6 protein-coding genes and 2 pseudogenes are annotated in these 21,167 nt (G+C 66.0%); 2 read left to right on the top strand and 6 right to left on the bottom strand.

From position 1 onward, the window contains the following. Positions 1-417: 417 nt before the first annotated feature. Complete coding sequence (locus WB794_RS08465; protein ID WP_337335415.1) at positions 418-951, bottom strand: response regulator; 534 nt, start codon at positions 949-951, stop codon at positions 418-420. Position 952: 1 nt separating this feature from the next. After that, on the bottom strand, positions 953-2,227 hold the full coding sequence (locus tag WB794_RS08460) for an ATP-binding protein (protein WP_337335414.1): 1,275 nt from the start codon (positions 2,225-2,227) through the stop codon (positions 953-955). Between the two features lie 390 nt (positions 2,228-2,617). On the opposite strand from WB794_RS08460, the pseudogene WB794_RS08455 reads away from it, so the two are divergent. Next, a pseudogene (locus WB794_RS08455) lies at positions 2,618-6,544 on the top strand (EAL domain-containing protein); the annotation flags it as partial. 102 nt (positions 6,545-6,646) lie between these two features. Next, positions 6,647-7,012, top strand: a pseudogene (locus WB794_RS13530) (response regulator); the annotation flags it as partial. A gap of 80 nt (positions 7,013-7,092) precedes the next feature. On the opposite strand, the gene WB794_RS08450 reads toward WB794_RS13530, so the two are convergent. The 4 genes from WB794_RS08450 to WB794_RS08435 form a co-directional block, all read right to left on the bottom strand. Further along, on the bottom strand, positions 7,093-8,562 hold the full coding sequence (locus tag WB794_RS08450; RefSeq protein WP_337335412.1) for a DNA recombination protein RmuC: 1,470 nt from the start codon (positions 8,560-8,562) through the stop codon (positions 7,093-7,095). 205 nt (positions 8,563-8,767) lie between these two features. Further along, positions 8,768-11,047 (bottom strand): Calx-beta domain-containing protein, encoded by a 2,280-nt coding sequence (locus WB794_RS08445; RefSeq protein ID WP_337335411.1) that lies wholly within the window; start codon positions 11,045-11,047, stop codon positions 8,768-8,770. 2 nt (positions 11,048-11,049) lie between these two features. Continuing rightward, positions 11,050-19,398, bottom strand: a complete 8,349-nt coding sequence (locus WB794_RS08440) for a hypothetical protein (RefSeq protein ID WP_337335410.1) — start codon at positions 19,396-19,398, stop codon at positions 11,050-11,052. A gap of 14 nt (positions 19,399-19,412) precedes the next feature. Further along, positions 19,413-21,164 carry a hypothetical protein gene (locus WB794_RS08435; RefSeq protein WP_337335409.1) on the bottom strand — a complete coding sequence of 584 codons (1,752 nt, stop codon included), beginning with the start codon at positions 21,162-21,164 and terminating at the stop codon, positions 19,413-19,415. Positions 21,165-21,167: the final 3 nt, after the last annotated feature.

The raw sequence follows: 21,167 nt of genomic DNA, 5'->3' as shown, positions 1-21,167 counted from the left end.
CAGCGTATGAACCGCACCTTAGCGCGCCGCGCCGCACTCTGTCGTCCCCCATTTGGGGTACGCAGAGGGGAAAGGCACATTTCTTTACGTTGAACCACCCCGGGCTGTGTCCCACACAGTGGCCTGCCCCTGCCCGTCGGCGCGTCTCGGGACGGACTGGGCGGCTTTCGGTTCGCCATGGCAGGCGGTTCGGCAAAGTATGGGGCGAGCACATCCCGTCCGATCATGGCTCCGCTGGATAACGCAGCAGGCGGTGACCCCGGGACATCCAAATCCTCACTGGGCGTGGGCGCGCGATAAGAAGCATCGCCTGATCGACCCGATGCCCAGCCCGTCATTTCCACCAGAAGCACGCGAAAATTGCGAGCCAGGGTCATTCTCCGCCGAGATGCCAGCCGAAACGCGGGGATAACCAGATCAATCCTCGACCTCATCGAGATCGAGCCAGATGCCGCCGTCCGGGTCGCGATTGACCTCGGTAATCCCTGGACAATCTTCTTCGAGGCGCCGCATCTCGCGATCACTCGCTGCGGAGCGTGCGAAGGCGGGTGCGACCTGAGCCTTGCCGCGCGTCAGGATCGCAACAACGGCCTGTTGCAGCGCGGCGTCCTCCCACGGCTTCTCAATGAAGCGAGTCAATTGCGCATCATTGATCGCCGCGATGATGGCATCCCGGTCGGCAAAGCCTGAAATAATCACTCGCGGAGCGTCCGGCTGAATCGGCATCACCCGCGTCAGGAACTCCACGCCGTCCATGCGCGGCATGCGGAAGTCGGTGAGGATCAGATCGAACGTGACATCTTCACAGCTGCGGAGCGCATCCGCGGGCGAGCTGAAGGTATCAACCCTCAACGGCTCCCCATCCAGGTGTTGCGGGTCGATGGCGGCCAGACAACGCCGCAGGGCGCGCAAGATGTTTGGTTCGTCATCCAGCAGCAATACACGATACATTTCATGACTCCATGCCCCGCTCTCGGGGCTGCTCAATCGGCAACTCGATCAAAAACAGCGTTCCCTGGCCCGGCACGCTGGTCACCTCGATCGTGCCATGGTGTTTTGCCACGATGCCATAGGAAATCGCAAGGCCCAACCCGGTACCTTCGCCCACGATCTTGGTGGTGTAGAAGGGATCGAAGATCCGCGGCAGCACGTCCTCGGGTATGCCCTTGCCGTCATCACCGATGGAGACACGCACCTTGTCGCCATAGCGCTCCGTGGTAACCGTGATGACGCCGTAGTTTTCCAGCGCCTGCACCGCATTCATCAGCATGTTCATGAAGACCTGGTTGAGTTCCGAGGGCAGACATTCGATCAGCGGCAGATCTCCGAAGGTCTTGACGATGTGAGCCTTGTACTTGAGTTCGTTCCAGACGATGTTCAGGGTCGACTCGAGCCCGGCATGGAGGTCGGCCAGCACCCAGTTGTCGATCCGGTCCAGATGGGAGAAGTCCTTGAGGTCACGGACGATCTTGACGACGCGATCAACACCTTCGCACGATTCGGCGATCAATTCCTGAATTTCGGTCGCGACTTCGTCGATGTCGATCCCGTATCCCTCGCCCATGGGCTGACCGCGCAGGCGAGAGCGGATTTCGGACAGCAGCTGGAAGATGTCGTGCTGCAGCGTATTGAGATTGGACTTGACGTACGCTATGGGGTTGTTGATTTCGTGCGCCACGCCGGCCGCCAGTTGCCCGATCGAAGCGAGCTTCTCGGTCTTCAGCACGGCTTCTTGGGCGCTGCTGAGCCTGCTCAAGGCCACTTCGAGTTCGCTATTGCGCAGGTTGAGTTCCAGTTCGCGGTCGTGCTCGAGGGTGATGTCGCGCAATGACAAGCCGTATGGCCCGCCACCGTAATCGCCGAGCGCATGGATCTTGACCAGAAGCACGCGCGCCGCTCGATATGGAGAATCCAGCGCCACTTCGCCAGACCACATGCCGCGCGCACGGCACAGCTCCAGCGCGCTCGGAGGCACGAGACGTGGATGCCAGTCCTGCAAGCGCGTGCGCGGGGAGGCACCCTCATCCGGCGAGAGCACCTGCGCCAGGATCTTGGCGGCGCGATTGCTGTACAGGACGGATTGGTCGGCCTCGAACAACAGCACGGCTGCCGGCATGTGCTCGATCAGCCGCAGGACGTGCGAATCGATCTCCCCCGGATCACCCGATCGACCGAATGGCCTGGCCATGGTGGTCGCTGCTGGCGGGGCGGGGCGTTCGGCGTCCATCAGGTCCTCGGAACGGGTGCCCGGCATCTCGTGGCAGAACCCGCCCGCACATCCTTGCAGAAGGTCCGACAACGCCACCCGCGACGGGTCAAAGGGCACTCGGAAGATAAAGCGGGTGCCACGGTGGTTGCGTGCCGCAGTCCATGACTCCATCCAAAGAACATCTGATCGGCAAGCGTGTTGTTCCCGACCAGAGTCCTCGACGACACTTGCGGATACGCTGGAACGATGATAGGAAATGCACGCAGGCAACGCAATCGTGCGACACGGGTTTTCATGCGTCGATGCACGTCTTCGCGCGAGCCGGGATCGCTGCTCGATGCTCAGCCATCGGGCCTGCCTGCCGGGTGGTACCGGTCCTTGTCGAATTGAACTGCAGGATCGATCACGATGGAACACTCCCGCAGCGCAGGACCCGGGGCAGCCTCGTCGCATTGGCTCCACAAGCTGGCGGTGGCTGCCGGGGGCGTGGATGCCGTGACGCTTGCGGCACACGTCTGTGAACTCCCGATCGCACTGCTCTCGCTCGGCTCCGATGACCTCCAGACGCCGTGCGTGGCAGTGGGGCTGGATGCTGCCCAGATGGGTGCCCTGGCACCGGCATGCCTCAGCGTAGCCACCGGAGCGGCGGACGGAACGGTGCTCGACCCAGTGACGGACTCCGGACCGGCGGCGGTCACGATCGCGGCAGATACGCCAAGGCTGGCGTTTCTTGCCGGTGTGCCGCTGCTCGCGGAGGATGGCGCGGTTCTGGGCAGCCTGTGCGTCCTTGCCCGGGAGCCGGTGACCTGGGACGAACGGCGCAACGCGAGCCTGCACCTGATCGCCTCGCAGTTGGCTCGCCGCATTCCGGACGGCGCATCGCCAGGCATGCCGGAAGGAGACGTGATGGCGTCGCCCTGGGAGGACTGCGGCGAACTTCCGGCGGTATCGGACTGCGAACTGGACGCAATCATCCGCAGCGACGAGGCCGGCCGTGTCATTGGCTGGAATCCCGGGGCCGAACGCATCCTTGGATACTGCGCAGGAGAAATGCTTGGACAGCCGATCAACCGTATCGTTCCGGAAGACGCACAGGAAGAGCACGCGCACATGCTCCGGGTGTGTCGTGAGGAGGGTCGGGTCGCACCTCTCGAAACATCGCGGTTGCACAAGCGTGGCGACAGGGTGCGGGTGTTGGTCGGCTGCACGCCGATCCGGGACGACGATGGCCGCAGTGCCGGCGTGACCGAACGAATGCGTGACATAGCCGCGTTGCTCGCGCGGGAGAAGGAAGCCGTCCGGATCTCTCGACTGTATGCCGCGCTGACCCGGATTGTTCGAGTCGTGGCCAGCGAGCCGCCGCGCGACAAACTGTTCCAGGCGGCCTGCGAGAGCCTGGTCGACGATGCCGGGTTCTCTACGGCCTGGATCGGCTGGCACGAACCCGCGACGCAGCGGATCCTGCCCGTGGCATTCGCCGGGGATGCGTGGGCGCAGCTTGCGCGCGTCGCGGTCTTCGCAGATGAGCGTGCCGAGGGGCGCGGGGTGATCGGCACGGCGTTTCGTACTGGCTCGCATTGCGTCAGCAATGACATGCAGAACGACCCCGGATTGGCTCCCTGGCAGGATGCCATACGGAATAGCGCCTTGCGCGCGGCAGCCGCCATTCCGATCCGTGACGGCGGGATGATTGCCGGAACCCTCAATGTCTACTCGCGCGAGCGCGGGTACTTCCGCGAACAGGAAATTTCCCTGCTGGAACGCTTTGCCAACGGCGTCGGGTTCGGTTTGGAAATACTGGCGCGCAGCCAGGCAATGCGGCAAACGCAGCAACAGGTCGAACATGCGCAGCGCCTTGCCGATGCCATGATCGAAAGCATGCCGGGCATCTTGTACCTGTACGACAAGGATGGCCGGCTTCTCCGATGGAACCAGAACCTCGAGCGCCTCACGGGGCTTGGCCCGGAGCAGATTCGCGGCATGAGCCCCGCCGACTTCGTTGCGGAGTCGGATCAGGACCGGCTCAAGGCAGCGATTGCCAGGGTATTTGCAAACGGCGATGCCGCGATCGTGGCAGGCGTGCAATTGCGCGGAGGACGCATCCGGCAGCATATTCTTACCGGGCGACGCGTGCAGCTTGATGGCGTCGACTGCCTCGTCGGCGTGGGCGTAGACATTTCCGAAAGGATCGAGGCGGAGGAACAGCGTCGGCAAAGTCAGGAGCGCTACAGCCTGCTGTTCGAAAACGCACCGGCAGGCGTTCTGATTGCCGATGCCGACGGGATTTGCGTCGATATCAACCCGGTCGCATGCCGGATATTTGGCCGGGAACGATCCGCAAGCGTTGGCAAACACCTGTCAGAACTCGCCGGCGGAGAAAATTTCCCACCCGCTCCCGCAGGGTTGGCACGGTTTGCCGACGGCGGGCGGGTTCAGGAAGAGTGGCGATTGCCGCACGGCCCGGACAAGGACGTTTCCGTTCGCATCATCCTTGCAGGGATGCCCGACGGCACCATCCTGCTCCTGATGAACGATGTCACGGAGCGCAAGCTGCAGGAACACAGGCTCGCGCGCCTTGACCGGTTGCGGCGCATGATCGGCGCGATCCATTCGGCCATGCTGCGGCGCAAGGACCGCGCCTCGCTCCTTCGTGAGGCTTGCCGCATCGCGGTACGGGATGGCGACTTCGCGCTGGCGTGGGTGGAGGAGATCGATTCGTCGACTGGCATGTTGCGACGACTGGTGGGCAGCACGGCGTGCAGCAGTGCGGAATTTTCATCTGATGGCCTGACGTTCGACCCAGGCCGCTACAAAGACACCTTGGGCATTCGCGCCCTGCGGAGCGCCCGCTCGGTGGTTGCCAATACGCTCGCCGATTCAGACATTGCGCCTCCCGGGTTCGGCAATTGCATCGAGTCGCCGGAAAGGCCTTCGGGAGCCGCATTCCCGCTGCTGGCGGCGGGGAAAGTCGATTGCGCTCTGGTATTGATGGCACCGGAGTCCGGATTCTTCGACGAAGCGGAGATCGAGCTGCTGGAATGGGTCGCGCGCGACCTCTCATATGCCCTGGAACACATCGAAACCGCCAGCCGGCTTCGCCACCTGATCCACTTCGATCCTCTCACCGGCCTGATGAACGCCCAGTCGTTCCGCCAAAGCCTGGAGGCGCTTGCAAGCGAAGTACGCTCCCGGGACGGACAATTGGGTGTCATCGTGCTGGATCTGGAAGAGTTCGCCCAAGTCAACCGGCAGTACGGACACGCGGTGGGCGATCTGCTGCTGCGCGATATCGGCATCCGCCTGAGCGAATCGTTCAAGGATCCGGCGCTGATCGCGCGCATCGGGGGTGACACATTCGCAGTCGCCGAACCCTCCCTTGTTGCCGGCGAGGTTGATGTCTGCGAAGAAATGCGCGGCCGGCTTGTGTTGATCTTCGAACGTCTGTTCAGGATTGGCGAAAAGGATATACGGCTGCAGGCGCGATTCGGTGCAGCCAGGTATTCGGCCGCCACGGATGATGCGAACGAGTTGCCTGACCTGGAGCGCGCCGGTGCCGCCCTGCGCCTTGCCAAGGCAAGCGGCGAAAGATTCATGAAACATACGAGCGCAGGCGGCCAAGGGAGCACCCGGTCCTTGGAAGCGCAGCTGCGTGAAGCGCTCGACCGCGAGCAGTTCGCGCTCGTCTATCAGCCGCGAGTCGACCTTGTAAGTGGTGAAATCGTGGGCGCGGAAGCCCTGCTCCGCTGGCATCATCCGGAACGCGGATTGATCATGCCCGGAGAATTCATCAGTGCCGCCGAGCGCTGCGGACTGATTGTCCAGATCGGCAATTGGGTACTCGAAAAGGTGTGCTTGCAGCAGGCGCAATGGCGGGCCGCCGGAGTGCCGATCGTGCAGATCGGCGCCAACATTTCGGCCGTCCAGATCAACCGGGGCGACCTGTTCAAGGTAGTGGCAGAGACGCTCGCGCGGCATCGGCTGCCACCTGATCGACTCGAACTGGAGCTGACAGAAAGCGCGGTGCTGCAGGACACGGCCACTTCCGCACTCGTGCTCAAACAGCTGCGCGGACTCGGCGTCGGGCTGGCGCTCGATGACTTCGGAACTGGATACTCCTCGCTCTCGCACCTCAAGCAGCTGCCTTTCCACCGAGTCAAGATCGATCGAAGCTTCATCGTTGACGTCACCCGCAGCGTCGAGGATGCCGCGATCGCGCTGGCGATCATCGGAATCGCGCGCAGCTTGCGCCTCAAGGCGGTTGGCGAGGGTGTCGAAACGCACGCACAGCTCATGTTCCTGACCCAGCACCACTGTGACGAGGTGCAAGGCAACTTCTTCAGCCCGCCCATCGAGGCCGACGCCTTTGTCGCCAGCATCCTGAGCCGGCGCAAGGTCGCGATTCCGGGTGCTGAATCGTCCGATCATCGCAACCTGCTGGTGGTGGACGACGAGGTCGGTATCTGCAATGCCCTGACTCGCCTGCTGCGGCGCGACGGTTACCGCATCTTCACTGCCAGCAATGGTGCCGAAGCGCTGGACCTGCTGGCACTGCACCCGATCCAGGTGATCTTGTCCGACCAGCGCATGCCGGGCATGTCGGGCACCGAACTGTTGGGAAAAGTAAAGAGCCTTTATCCCGACACGGTGCGCATCATTCTGTCCGGCTACACCGACCTCAGCGTCGTCACGGAAGCCGTCAACCGAGGATCGGTATTTCGGTTCCTGACCAAACCGTGGGACGACGGACAGCTGCGCAGCCAGATTCGGGATGCCTTTGCTCACTTTCACTCGAATCGAAACTGAGCCGGCAAAGCGCTGGCATCCGTTACGCCTCCAGGATCAGTCCGCTGGTTTCCCTGGTGTCCGGCCGAGCGGCGCGGATTCTATTCGACGTCCGGCTCGACGACAGGTTCCGCATCGTCATCGGCTTCGCCGCGTTCCACGTCGAGCCGCTTGCGCGCGTCGGCACCGAGCTTGCGCAGCTTGTCGACGCGGCCGACGAGGTTGCCGCGGCCGGTGCTGATGCGCCGGACGGCGGCTTCGTGGCTGCGCTGGGCGCGGTTGAGCTGTTCGCCGACCTGGGTCAGTTCGGCTTCCAGCATCACGAAGGCATCGTGCAGGGCGCCGGCCTGGCGGGCGATTTCCTGGGCGTTGAGGTTGCGGTCTTCCATGCGCCACAGGTGGGCGACGGTGCGCAGGGTGGCCAGCAGAGTGCTGGGGCTGACCAGGGCGATGTTGCGCTCCAGCGCGTAGGCGTAGAGCGCGTCGTCGCGGCGCAGGGCTTCGATGTAGGCCGCTTCCACCGGCACGAACATGAGCACGAAGTCGAGCGTGCGCAGGTCGGGCACGGCGCTGTAGTCGCGCTTGCCCAGGTCATCGATGTGGCGGCGCAGCGAGGCGAGGTGCTCCTTCATGGCCAGCTCGCGCGGGGCGTCGTCGGCGCTGGCGACGGCGCGGTCCCAGGCGGTGAGCGACACCTTGGCGTCGATCACCAGGTCGCGTTCGTCGGGCAGGCGCACGATCACGTCCGGGCGCGGGCGACCGCCGTCCTCGCCCTTGTAGACCACCTGCATGTGGAAGGCGCGGCCAATCTGCAGGCCGGAGATTTCCAGCAGGCGCTCCAGCGCCAGCTCGCCCCAGGCCCCCTGGCTGCGGCTGTCGCCCTTGAGCGCGCGGGTGAGGTTGGCGGCTTCGGCGGTGATCTGCTGGTTGAGCGTTTTCAGCGAAAGGATTTCGGCGTTGGTGCGGGTGATGCTCTGGGTGAACTGGGTGAGCTGGTCGCGCAGCGGGGTGAGGAGCGCGCCAAGCTGTTTTTCGCTGCGCTCGTCGAAGTGGCGGGTCTTTTCCTCCAGCACGCCTTGCGCGAGCTGGGCCAGTTCGGCCTTGAGGCGCTCGTCGAACTCGCGCAGGCGCAGTTCGGTGGCCTGCTGCTGTTCTTCGAGGCGGGCCTGAAGCTCGGCCGCGCGGGCGCGGGCGGCGGCGCTGGATTCCAGCGCATCTCGCAGTTCGCCGTCGAGGCGGGCGGCGCGGGCTTCGTGCTGGGCGCTGCGCTCGGCCTTGACGGTGAGCGCGGCGCGATCGTCGGACAGGACATCGGCGCGTTCGCGCAGCTGCCGAAGCTCGCCCTCCGCTGCGACAAGGCGCTCGGCCAGCTCGCGCGCGCGGGCGAGATGCGCGTCGCGCTCGTGCGCGAGCGCCACCTGCTCGGCATCGCGCGAAGCGCGCCCCTGCTCGAAAGCGGCTGCGACGGCGCGGGCGCGGCGGCGCGCTCCCAGGATCAGGACGATGGCGAGCGCAATCGCCAGCAGCGCGGCGATGGCTGCAAGGAGCAGGCTGAGGTGGGTCGGTTCCATGGCGGCATTGTAGCCAGCGGCCGTCTCATGGCCTGAGACGGCAGGGCAAAGGCGTCAGGGTCTGGACCGGTGCTGTACGGCTGCGCTGCGGGAGTGGGAACGACTTGGAACGCCGTCCAGAAGCGCTTCGACGCGCCCTTCTCCGCCCATCACGCCCCGGAAACGCCGCGCCCCGGAAACCCGGGGCGCGATGTGGGGTGCCGGATCAGTTCACCGGCGGCGGCTCGAAGCCATCGCTGAACAGATTGTCTGCCGAAAGGCGACGATAGGTGATGACTGCCCCGTCTCCGCCGCTGGCCGCGACGTAGAGGAAGCGATCATCGCCGCTGGCCGCCATCGCGCCCGGGATGGACAGGTGGTTGAGGCCGTTGTCGCCCTTGAACACGGTGCGATGCACGCTGAGGGCACCGGCCTGGACCCCGGCCGTCGCGCGGTTGAAGACGCTCAGGCTGTCGTCCTGGGCCCCGGTCACGAACACCTCCCTGCCGTTGGGTGCCACCGCCACGCTGTGCGCGCCGCGCAGGCCGTACACGCCGGCATCGCCGTGTTTCCAGACGGCGCGATGGGTCAGGCTGCCGTCGGCGGCGCGGTCGAAGTGCACCAGGCTGTGGCTGGCGCTCGCAGCGACATAGAGCTGGTGCCCGTCGGGCGAGAGCGCCAGGCCGTGCGCGCCGAGGATGCCACTGACGCCGGCCAGTCCGTTCACGTAGCTGTGCTTGAGCGTGAGCTTGCCGAAATCGGCATCGCCGGCGCTGCCGTTGCGATCGAACGCGATCACCGCGTTGCCGCCGCTGGCGGTGACGTAAACCTGCGCGCCATCGGCAGACACCGCGATGCCGGAAGGCTGGACCAGATTCAGCAGGCCGGGGGCGTCCTTGCTCTGCGAACGCACGAAGCCGAGCTGACCGGTGACCGCATCACGGCTGAGGGTGACGATGGCGTTGGATCTGCGTCCCAGCGCATAGAGCTGCATGCCATCCGGACTCAGGGCCAGGCGCACGACTTCTTCCAGCCCCAGCACCGAGCCGCCGTGCACCACCGAGTGCACGAAGCCGAGTGCGCCGGTGGCGGCATCGCGCGAGAGCACCGTCACGGCGTTGTCGCGCAGCGCGGCCAGGTAGACGAAGGCACCGTCCGCGCTGATGCGGATGTCCTTCAGGCCCTTGAGCCTGGCCTGTTCGAAGCCGGTGGTGGCGATGGTATAGCTGGACACCGGGCTGAGCACGCCGGTGCCGGGATCGCGCTGGAAGTGCACGACCGCGCCGCGCGAATCGGAGGTGGCGTAGGCGTGCAGGCCATCGGGCGACAGCGCGATCGCGCTGGGCTGCGCCAGATCGGGCAGCATCGCGCCGGTCTGTGCATCCACTTCCTCCACTGCGGGATCATGCGTCGGGTCGACGATGACGCCGTTGGCGAAGGTCTGTGCCAGCACCAGGCTGACGGGGTTGCTGAACTGCAGGCGGAAGGTCTCGTCCGGTTCGGTCGCCGCGTCGGCCAGGATGGTGACGTCGATGTTCTTTTCGATGTCTCCCGGCTCGAAACTGAGCGTGCCGCTGGCCGCAACGAAGTCCGCGCCCGGCTGGGCGCTGCCACCCTGGGTGGCGTACTGGAACGACACCGTGCGGGTGTGGCTGCGGCTCAGCTTCGCGACGAAACGCGCCACCGAGCTGCCGCTCGGCGGCTCGGCCACACGCACGGCGTCCACGGCGAGCGTGGGCACATCGTCATCGTCCTGAATGGTGACGACGGCGGTGGACTTTGCGAACACGCCGAAGTTGCCGAGGGTCGAGAGCAGATCCACGGTGAATGTCTCATCAGGCTCCACCACGGTGTCGCCGCAAGCCTGCACCCGCAAGGTGGCGCTCGTGGCACCGGCCGGGATGACCAGCGCCTGGTTTGCAAGCTGGCGGAAATCCGCGCCCGAACCGCACAGGGGTCCGCCGATCGCGGTGCCGTTGCGTGTTTCCCAGTACACGGTCAGCGCCTGCGCCGCGGATGTGTTGAGCGTGATGGCGAGATCGACGTTGGTGAGACCGGTTTGCCCTTCGTAAACCTGCGCATCGGCAATGCTGATGGCCGGGCCGGTGCCGGTGTTCTGCGGATCGAGGTCGAGGCGGGTGGTCGCGCCCACCGCGCCCACGCCGCCCGAAACCTGGGCCGCCAGCTGTCCGCCGAGGTAAATGTTGAGCGGGTCGCCGGGGCGCGCCCGGCCCTCGGTGCGCGGCTCGACCTGGTCCATCAGGATGTCGATGCGGTAGCTGTTGCCCATGTGGCTGCTGCTGCCGATGACATAGCGTGCGAGCACCGCGCCGCTGCCCGGCGCGCGTGCTTCCACCACCGTGTTGGCCGGGGCCGGCACGCCGTACAGCGTGGCGCTGCCGTAGTAGATGTGGTTCGGCGCGTCGATGCTGGCGCGTGCCGGCAGCGCCAGGCACATCAGTGCGATGGCCAGGAACTGCATGAAGGCGAGGATCGGGCGGCTCATGGTCAGTTCCCCGAGTAGGAATAGGTCTTGAAGAAGATGCGGATGTCGTCCACGCCGTGGCCATCGCGCACCCCGTTTCCACCCGGAACCTTCGCCCCGTGGATGAAGGTGTCCAGGCCATCGTTCGGATCGGCGAGGAAAGTGCTGCCGGGGATGATGAGCAGCCAGCGGCGGTTCCATACCGAGCGGCCGATCAGGCGGCTGTCCGCGCTGACCTGGTTGTCGTCGAACGGTTCGCTGTAGTGGAACGCGCGCATCATCGGGTAGCGGATGAGGTCGGTACGCGCGCCGTCCAGCGACTCGGTCGGCACCCAGTCGTAGCGACCCAGCTCGGCCGCGCCGATCGGGAACGGCACCGGGATCTTCTGCTCCACCACCTGCCACTGGCGCACGGTGAAGTCGAGCGGATCGGGCGAGCGCAGCACGTCCTGGCCGACCGGGATCAGGTAGACGTTCGGGTCATCGGCCAGCGGCAGGCTGGCGTAGTTGCCGAACCAGGCACCGACCGAGCGGATGCGCGTGGCGAAGCGGCTCGGGTTGTAGGAGCTGTCGTTGGCACCCAGATCCCAGCCGAAGAAATTCAGCCCGGAGGTGACATTGGTGGAGAACTCGAACACCAGGCCCGGCTGGGGTCCGACGCTTTCCGGCGCGAACGGGCGGGCGTAGCGCCGGAATTCCGGGATCTGCCACAGGTCGGCCACGCGCGCGGCCTCCAGCGTGCTGCGCCAGCCCTCGTCGCCATCCGCACCGGCATCGATGCGGAACAGTTCACGCCGCAGCGAGAAGCGGTTGGTCTCCACCTGCGGGGCGTTGAAGCCCATCTGGCCCTTGAGCACGTCGAAATTGAGCTTGAGCTGGGCCATGGTGTCGGCCAGACCCGGCGAACCAGCCACCGGCACGCCGTTCAGCACCTGTCCCAGGCTGCGCTGCTTGACCACGCTGGTCAGGAATGCCTGCCCCGCCTTGCTGTCGCCGCCCAGCAGGTTGGTCTCGTAGTCATAGGCCGAGGCGGCGAGGTAGACATAGCGCGCCGCCAGATCGAACGCCGCGCGGTACTTCTGCAGCGCGTCGTTGCGGAAAATGCGGAAGGCCATGTCGCGGTAACGCGCTTCCTGCGTGGCGGCAGCGGCACCGCGGCGGAACTTGATCAACTGCTCGTAAACCCGCAGGCCTTCGGCGAGCGTAGCCAGATACTCGCCCCTGAGCTGCTTGATGGCCTCGGCCCGGGCGAAGATCTCCGAGCGCAGCAGCGGCTCCTGGCGCATGATCGCGTCGATCTCGCCGGCGAGGTTGTAGAGATCGAGGTTGGAGTCGTTGATCAGGGTGCGGATGCCCGACAGCTCGCTCACGTCCTCCTTGGAGGCATCGATGGCGTTGCCGGCGATTTCCAGCCCGTCGGCAATGCCGTCGGCCACCGAGGTGATGGTGGAGGCGGAGCCGTCGATTGCGCACTTGATGGTGGAAAACAGGTCGCCGCCGCCCGCCAGGCCGGCGATCACGTTGTCCGGAACGCAGTCCCCGGTGGTATCAAGCACTTCGCTCAGGATGTTGCCCACGCGCCGCGTGGCGATGGCCGAGTTGGTCATCACCTGTGCCGCGATGGTGAGGTTGCGCAGCTCGTTGCGCTGAGCGATGGCCAGGTTGATGTTGGCCTGGGCCGTCCCGAACGTGGCGCGCAGGGTTGAAATCCCGGCCTCCAGTTCCAGGCGCATCGCGTCGTATTCCAGAATGCCCTGCTTGAGCGAAATCTGCGCCATCAGGATCTCCTGCAGCGTCTGCTGCAGGCGGCCGGGCGCGCGGCGCGTACCGGTCCAATCATCCGGCTTGGTGAACAGCAGGCCGGTGCCGGGAGTATCGGTGGTGACGTACTCGACTTCGAGCAGCCTGGTGTTGTCGGTGTCGCCCAGCGCGCAGCCGGTGCCCATCGGCGACACGTCGCAGTCACCACTGGACACGCCGCCCAGGGTCCCGGTGCGGCTGGTATTGAAGAAGCCCACGCCGTTGGCGGCCGGCCGGTAGTAGCCCTTGAAGCGCTTGACGCGGCGCACCGCCATGTCGGCCTGCACCGGCGTATCGAAGTCGAAGGTCGTTCCGGCCAGGGCAGGTGCGTCCATGTACATGTAGTGGTAGAGGTCCGGGCCGTCGTAGCCGTCCGGATAGGTGCCGCCCGGACCGATGTCGTCGGCGTAGGGATAGCCGAAGATCTCGATCATCTGGTTGGTGAAGTCGGTCTCCTCGTCGATCGACATGTCCCACAGGTCGTCGGCGCTGTCCTGGGTCCGGCGCAGCTGATTGGACAGCAGATTGGCGTAGTCCCACACCTTGAGCGCGTTGTTGAGCGAGCCCATCGCGCGCTCCCAGACCTGCTCGAACTGGGTTTTGTTGAAGCGTTCGAGCTGGGCCGGATCGATGTCGAAAGACACCACGCCCTTGGCCAGACCGAGCGGATTGAGGCCGGCGTCGGCACGATCGACCTTGCCCTGGATGCTGGCGAACTCGGACGTGATCTGCGCCAGCTCGCTGATGTTCCCGCGCTCGATGCGCTGGATGCCGACATGCGCCGGATTCGGATCCTCCACCGGCAGGATGGCGTTGCCGGTCACCCAGTCGAAATAGGCACCCGTACCGGCACGACGCCCCCATTCGGACAGGCCCCAGGCGCGCTGCGCATTGGTGTCGTCATAGCCCTGGTACTGGCCGTTGGGATTCTCGACATAGGCCTTGCGATAGGTCAGGTCGACGATCTCGGCACCGGTCTTGGCCTTGGCCACGGCGGTCTCGACGAACTGACGCTCGTCGAGGAAGTCCACGTTGATCGGCACCCCGGCCACCTGCACCGCCTCGGACTGCGGATTCCACGAGAAGTACGGATGGCGCAGAAGGTTGTAGTAGGTGGTCATCGCGGTCAGGTAGTGGCCCCAGGCATCGCCGTGGCCCTGCGGGAACATGATGCGCGCGTCGTACTCGTTGATGACGCCGTTCACGTCCTGATCGGAAATGTTGTAGCTCAGCGCATAGGCGACTTCCCCGTCGCCGGTGGTGAAGTTCCAGAACAGGCGGTTGTAGACCGGCGAGGCCGCCACCGGGCCGTGGCTGTCGTCGCGCCCGCGCAGCAGCACCAGTTCCTCGTCGAGCAGGGAGGTGAGCTGGTTCTGGAAATTGAAGATCGTCGGCGACAGCGAATAGGTGCCGCCGTCGGAGTCGATCGCGATGGTGGGATCCTGCGCATCGGCGTAAGCCTCGTTGCCCAGGAGCGTGTAGAAATCTGCCAGGCGCGAGGCCACCAGCAGCACCGCGGCGTTGGCCGGGCCGTAGTCGATCGGCGGGGTGGAATCGGCCGAAAGCTGCAGCGCGCGGCGCATCACCGTGGCGTAGGCCTCGATCAGGCCGATGCTGTTGAGGTTGTCGGGATCGGAGTTGAGCGCGATCGGACCCGAGTAGCGCTCGCCGAGCTGGATGAGCATGCTGGCGTAGTTGTTGGTCTCCGAGGAGCCGAAGTCCTGCACCCGCGCCTCGAACGGATTGAGCCGGCCCAGGACGCGCTTGACCCAGCCTTCGGCCAGCTGCGCACGCGGCCCGGTCGGCGTGGCACCCGGCTGGCCTGCCCACAGGCTCCACTGTCCGGGCTGGTCGTTGCCGCAGGCCGACAGGCCGCGGTAGCGCGCCAGGTACCAGTTGTCCGACAGGGTCTGGATATTGGCTCCCTCGATGCTGATCTCCATCGCGCCGTTCGGATTGGCCACGGGGAACTGGATCCAGCCGTGCATCTGCCCGGTTTCCGGGCTCGGCACGGGCATCGGCGGCGTGCCGTTGGCATCGGGGTGGAAATACCACTCGAACTGCAGCGCATCGGGATTGCCGCCAAAATCGCCGCCGTGGCGCAGCACCAGCTGCTCGTCGAAGATGTCATCGGGCGCGATCACGTTGATCTGGCCCTGATAGGGCATCGGACCGGGCAGCGAGGACGATTCCAGGCAGCCGACGCGGATCACTTCCAGCGACACCGGCAGCGCGCCGAGCGAAGGATCGTTGTTGAAGGCGATGGTCATGTAGCCTGCGCCCTGCGCCGCACCGGCGGTCAGCGCGGAACCGCCGCCCACGGCCGAAAGCGGCTGCAGGAAGCCGGTGTTTTCGGGATCTTCGTAGGCGATCAGCAGCTCGCCCGCGGGGATATCGGTGACCATGTCATGGCACTGGCGCACGCGGTTTTCATCGAGGCTCGAGTCGCGGCAGATCTTCTTGATGCCGCTGGGATTGCGGGTGAGGCGGAACAGCGCTTCCACCGCCTGATCCCAGGTGCACGCGCCGCTGTCGCGGCAGTTGCCGGTGAAGGTTTCTTCCTCGGTGCCGTCACCGCCGTTGAACTTCTTGAGCAGCATGCGCTCGCGCTGGGTCATCACGTTGAGCAACAGCTTGGGATCCCCGGCACCGGTCTCGTCGAACACGCCGTGCATGACCAGTCGCTTGTTCATGCCGTCCCAGTACATGCGCTCGCCCAGCGACGCGGGCATCCGCTGGGTTCCGTCGGAGGAGCCGGTGATGTCCTGGAATCCGTCGGTGCGGAAGCTCGTCGCCACGCTTGCGGGAATCTGTGACAGACGCACCCAGCGCGTGCTGACCGGGTCGATCAGCTGCGCCAGCGTCTGCGACGGCTCAGGGTCGTCGCCTGCGGCATCGCGGGTCTGGTCGTAGACGATCTCCACCGCCGCCTGGCTGGAGATGTCAGGCAGGCCGCGCTTGGGTGCGAGCAGGGTTTCGCCCGCCACCAGCAGCGGCGGATTCTCCGGCCAGGCGATGGTGTATTCGACCGGAATCGGGTCCATCGGCGTCGCCGCGCCACCCTGCGACTGCGGCAGGCGCGCCAGCCACGGCGTGCACTGGCCGGGCTGGTAGTCGTTGACGTCGTTGTTGTCGTTGTCCTGGTAGAAGCCCGGCTGCATCGGATAGAAGTAATGCACCTTGCCGCTGCCGGCCGACTTGGCCCAGAGCTGGTTCTTGTGGTCCTGGAAGAACGGCGGCGGCGGCGGCCCGTCCACGGCCTGTCCCTGCACGAAGGTCTCGGCGCAGCCGGGCAGCAGGCGCACCGGATAGGGCGGCGACACCGTCGTGCCTGCGGTGCCGGTGTAGCGGAAGCGGTTGTAGCCGGCACCCGTGGCCAGCACGCGATAGAGCTTGAAGTTCCACTCCAGCGTGGTGCCGTTGTAGTACTTGAGCAGGACGTAGGGATCGGACGGTGCCGCCGGATCCAGATCGCCGCCGAAGTCCGAGCGCAGCGCGAACACCGCATCGGCACCGGTGCCGGTGGAGGACGGTGCCATCATCGCGTGCTCGTCGTTGGGATTGAACCCGGGCGCGGCGTAGTCGTTCTGCACGTAGATGTGCGCCTGCGGGAAAGACGCGGCACCAAGAATCTGCTGCCCGAAGACCTCGCTGCCCTGCTCGCTGGCGATGACGATGCGGTCGGGGTCATAGGGCCAGCGCGGCTGGTAGCGCACCGCGCGGCTGGGCCAGTAGACGCCCTTGCCATTGCTGCGGTACCAGGCCACCGCCAGCTCGCGGCCCGCGTCCTGGATGCGGCGGCTGGAGTAGCGGTTCACCGGGATGATGACGCCGGTGCGCGCGGCGCGGTTGTAGGCCGCGTTGACGCCGCTGCCGTCGTAATAGGCCAGTTCGTTCAGTACCCAGCCGGAACGGCTGGGTTCGTTGTGCGCGGTGCTGGTGATCTTCTTGCCGATCTCGACCGATACGTTGTCCTGGAAATTCACCGTCAGGTGATAGGGCAGCGAGCGCACCACCTCGATGAAGGTGGGGAACTGCATCTGGTCGGTGGAGGTGCCCTGCACGTACTGGATCACCGCGTAGCCGCTGCGCGGGGCGTTGAACACGCCGCCGTCGAGGGTGGCACCGCTGCTGCCGCCGGAGGGCAACACCAGATCGCCGAGGATCTGGTAGCCGGCCGGCTTGGCCTCGACCGGCGCGCCGATCACGTGGGCCTGGTAGCAGCCTTCTTCGCCCGGCATGCCGGGCAGGTCGATGTCGCCGCAGGCGCGCGCGGGCCAGACGCCGGCACCCTGCGTCACCACTCGCGCGGGCGAGGTCGGATCGGTATTGACGCGCCAGCGGACTTCGACCTGCGGCGTCGGCTGCAGGGGGATGAACTGCCAGGTTGCCGCCACGGAGGAAGTCGCGGGCCGGTAGACCCAGGTGAACCAGCGGTATTCGTTCCCGGTGGCCTGCACCTGTACGCCATCGAGGAACACCTCGGGCAGCATCGCGACCGTATCCACCTTCGCGCCGCTGGGCGGCGTCAGCGGCACGCCCACCGTCCAGGCCTCGGGCTGGAAAAACCGTCCGTCGTTGCTGAGCTTGACGATGAATCCGTCGGTCGCACCCTGCGCCACCAGTTGGTCCACCGGGCCGAACTGGGCGATGCCCTGGAAACGCCCGGAGACGTAGAGCTGCCCACCAGCGGTGGCGATCATCGAGCGTGCGGAATCCACGCCCGTGCCGCCCGCCGCCGCGGGCGGATTGCCCACGGCCGGCGCGCCGCCCGTCAGCCAGGCCCACTGCCCGTCGTCGAGGTCGAGGCCCGCGATGTAGGCGTCCGCGCCCCCCGCATTGCCGCTGATCAGGTGCGGCCCGAGGCCGAGGCTGCCGCTGAAGGCACCGGCGACGAAGACCCGGGTGCCATCGGAGGCTACGGCGTAGGCGTCGCCGCTGCCGGTGGCCTTGAGGTGATCGCACAGATAGGTGCCGCTGCCGGGGCGCAGGACAGCGACGAAGCCCGCGGTGGATCCCGGAACGGCGGGGCACGAGGTCAGCGGAATCGACACGCCGGCGGGTGCCTTGCCAACCACCGCGATGCGCGTCTGGCCGTTGCTGGAGAAGGCCAGGGCGTCGGAGATCGCAATCGAGCCGTGGAAACGCCGCAGGGTGCCAAAGACCGGCGAACTGCTGCCCACGTTGGAAATCGAGTGAATGTAGCCCTCGTTGAAGTAGGCCTTGGCCGTCAGGCGCTCGACGAACCACCAGTCGAATTCGCCACCGCTGCCGCCGATCATCCGCACCCGCAGCTTGAGGTTGGAATGACGGATCGCCGGATCACCATTGGTGATGCTGGCGCTGATCCGCTCGCCCGCAGCCCCCCCGGCCGTGAAGCGCTGCAGCTCGCGCCAGTCACCGGTGGCGGACAGGTACTCCAGCACCAGGTCTTCGGTGCCGGACCAATCCGGATGTTCACTCAGATATGACGAATAGTTGTATCCACCCGATGAAAGCGGAGGCGCGGGGTACCGGAGGATGGTGTTTCCGCGAATGATCACCGCCTCCACCGTGACCGCGCTGGCCTCGGTGGTGTCCAGAGCCGCCTTGCTCTGCACCGCGACATGGCCGCTGCGCAGGGCAAGGCCAGGCGACCCGCCAAAGTATGCGGTCAGAATATCGAAGTGCTGCTGCGAGACAATGTGCGCCGCCCCGCCCCAAGCCTCGGCGACTTCCCAGTTGTCTGCAAGATTGGTGCCTGGACCGAAGGTCTCGCTGCGCAGGGTGGTCTGACCCTGGGCCTCCTCGCCCAGCATGTACAGGCCGCCCTCCTGATCCAGCAGCAGGCGCCGCCCGATCTCCGACACGCCCGCTCCGGGGCGATTCACCGCCCAGAGCCACGCCGACCCGTCGGCCTGCATCCGCGCCAGGAAGTCGTCCTGTGCTTGGCTGCCGCCGGTGAGCGTCACACTGTTGCCGCTGCCGGGCGCATTGAAGGTCACGTTCTGCCGGTACGCGCCGGTCAGGATCAGCGAGTCCGGGATCGGCGGCACCACGGAAGAGTTGCCCGGCAGGACCACCACGTCGTTGACGCTGGAGGGATAGCTGCCTCCGTGGTTCGCGCGCCGCACCCAGTCCCAGGTGCCTTGGGCGCTGATCCTTGCCACGAAACCGTCCTGGCGCGTGTTCGGACCGCTGGTGGTTACCCCCACCCCGAACGAAGCGTTGCCGTAGAGGTTGCCCACCAGATAGGCGTTGTTGGACGCATCCAGCGCCAAGCCCACGGCGGTATCGGTGAGGATGCCCCCGGCGGACTTGGCCCACAGCACGCGTCCTCCGGCATCCAGGCGAGCCACGAAGATGTCCTGCAGCCCGGCGGCGTTGAGCGTGAAGCTGCCCATCACCGTTTCGCCGGTGAAGTTGCCGGCGATCAGGATGTCGCCGTTGGGGGCGGCAACGGTGCGCACCACCTCCGCGTTGGGAAAGCCGTGCGGCCAGGCAGCCTGGGCCTGCGGGGCCAGTGCACCCGCGAGCAGGGCCGCGGCTCCGAGCACCAGGCCGCGCGAATCAATCGACTGAAGGAAAGCCATGGTCTGTCCCCTGATCACTGGTTCAGCACCGTCACCGGCGAGGCGCGGCGAAGGTGGAAGGTTCCGGAAGTGAAAATCGGATTGCGGTGCAGTCCGGTGATCGATTCGGCGAAAGTGCCGCCGATCACCGTGTCGCCCCAGCCCGGCCCGTTGCTGCCCGATGGGTCATCCGGGGTGAAGGCCATCTGGACGTTGCGCACCACCTGGAACGCCTCGGGCAGGTAGTTGAGGAACTGCTCGTCCAGGTTGTCGTGATCGGGGTGGTAGCGGTGCAGGAATGGATTGGTCGGCAGCTGCGGCTCCATCACGATCGTGGTGGAGATTTCCCCGCCGGGGCCGAATACGCCGGTGAAATCCAGCGTCTCGCCGCTGAAGTCGTAGCCGATGGAACTGAAGCGCAGCCCGACCGGCACGCCATCGCGGCCGGCGACGCCGCTGTAGAGACTGATGAGCTGCTTGTTGGTCAAGAGCACGTAGCGACCCGGCTGGTCCACTTCCTGATAGGAGGGGTCGATGCTGCTCGGGCGCATCGTGCCTTCTTCCCACATCTGGATCACGTCCTTGAGCAGGCGCGCCTGGCCCTGCGCGTTGACGTGCACCAGGAAACGCTGGGTGAATGTGCTGGCACCGACCGTCTTGGGTGCGGTGCCGGCGTTCTGGGCTTCGCTGACCTTGTCGATCACCACCTCGCCGATCCACAGGCCGGCGAACAGCAGCGGATTGTCGCCGCCCGCCTTCGCGCCGGCGGGTCGCTGCGCCAGCGCACCCGGCTGGACCACGTCGCCGCCGACATGCAGGACGATGCGGTCGCCCAGTTCGTCGGTGATGGCGATGAGCTGTTCCATTCGCGCCTGGGTGAACTGCGGCCGCTTGATCGCCAGGGTGACGAAGACATCCTGGTTGGCCGGAGCGTCGATGACTTCCACGTCCGGCAGGTCCGGCCAGCCCACCTCGCCCGTTTCCGGATCCTCCAGTCGCATCGACAGCGGAACGCGCATCGTGCCGAGCCGCTCGATCTGGAAGCTGCTGTTGACGCCACTGAGGTTGCGCAGCACGAAGCGCATCTGGTCGAACGCGGTGCCAAAGGCGAGCGACTCGCCCTGGTCGAGCACCAGGTGCATGCGGCCCTGGTAGCGCGAGTTGCCCTGGGTGTGGATCCAGTAGGCCTCGTTGGCATTGATCGGCGTGGTGCCTGAAACCAGCTTCCAGCGCCCGTCGGCATTGTCGAGGCGATAGATCGGCTGCCCGGTGTGGCCGGGCGACTGGGAGAAGAATTCGTTGAAGGTCGGCGGATTGCTCGCCGTCACCGACAGGCCGGTCAGGGTGAAGCTGTCCGGCCGCCACTGGGTGGGGATGAAGCGCGGCTTGCCGCTGATGGTGAGCTGGCGAATACCGGCATCGTCGGGCAGACGCACCAGATAGGCGGTGTTGCCGTCGATGGTGAACAGATTGGTGAGCATGGCGTCGGGGCGCGATTCGGGGAACCAGGCGTACCAGCCTTCGATGTTCTCCAGCCCGTCGGACGGATTGCGGATGAACTGGACCTGGTCGCGATTCGGAATCCAGCGCCAGACGCTGCGCACCGGGATGTTCGCGAAGACCGATTCGATGTCGTTCTGGGCCGGTTGCAGCGCGACGTGGATCGCGTTCCAGCCCGGCTTCAGGGTGATGGTCTGGGTCATGTCGGCCGCCCGCGGTGCCAGCGGGAACAGCAGCAGGGCCAGCGCGGCGACGCGCACGAGGAGCGAGGTGATTGAACTGGACATGGC

This window comes from Denitratimonas tolerans, from assembly GCF_037203605.1.
Lineage (GTDB): Bacteria > Pseudomonadota > Gammaproteobacteria > Xanthomonadales > Xanthomonadaceae > Denitratimonas > Denitratimonas tolerans.
This window is presented reverse-complemented; position numbering and strand designations above follow the sequence as displayed.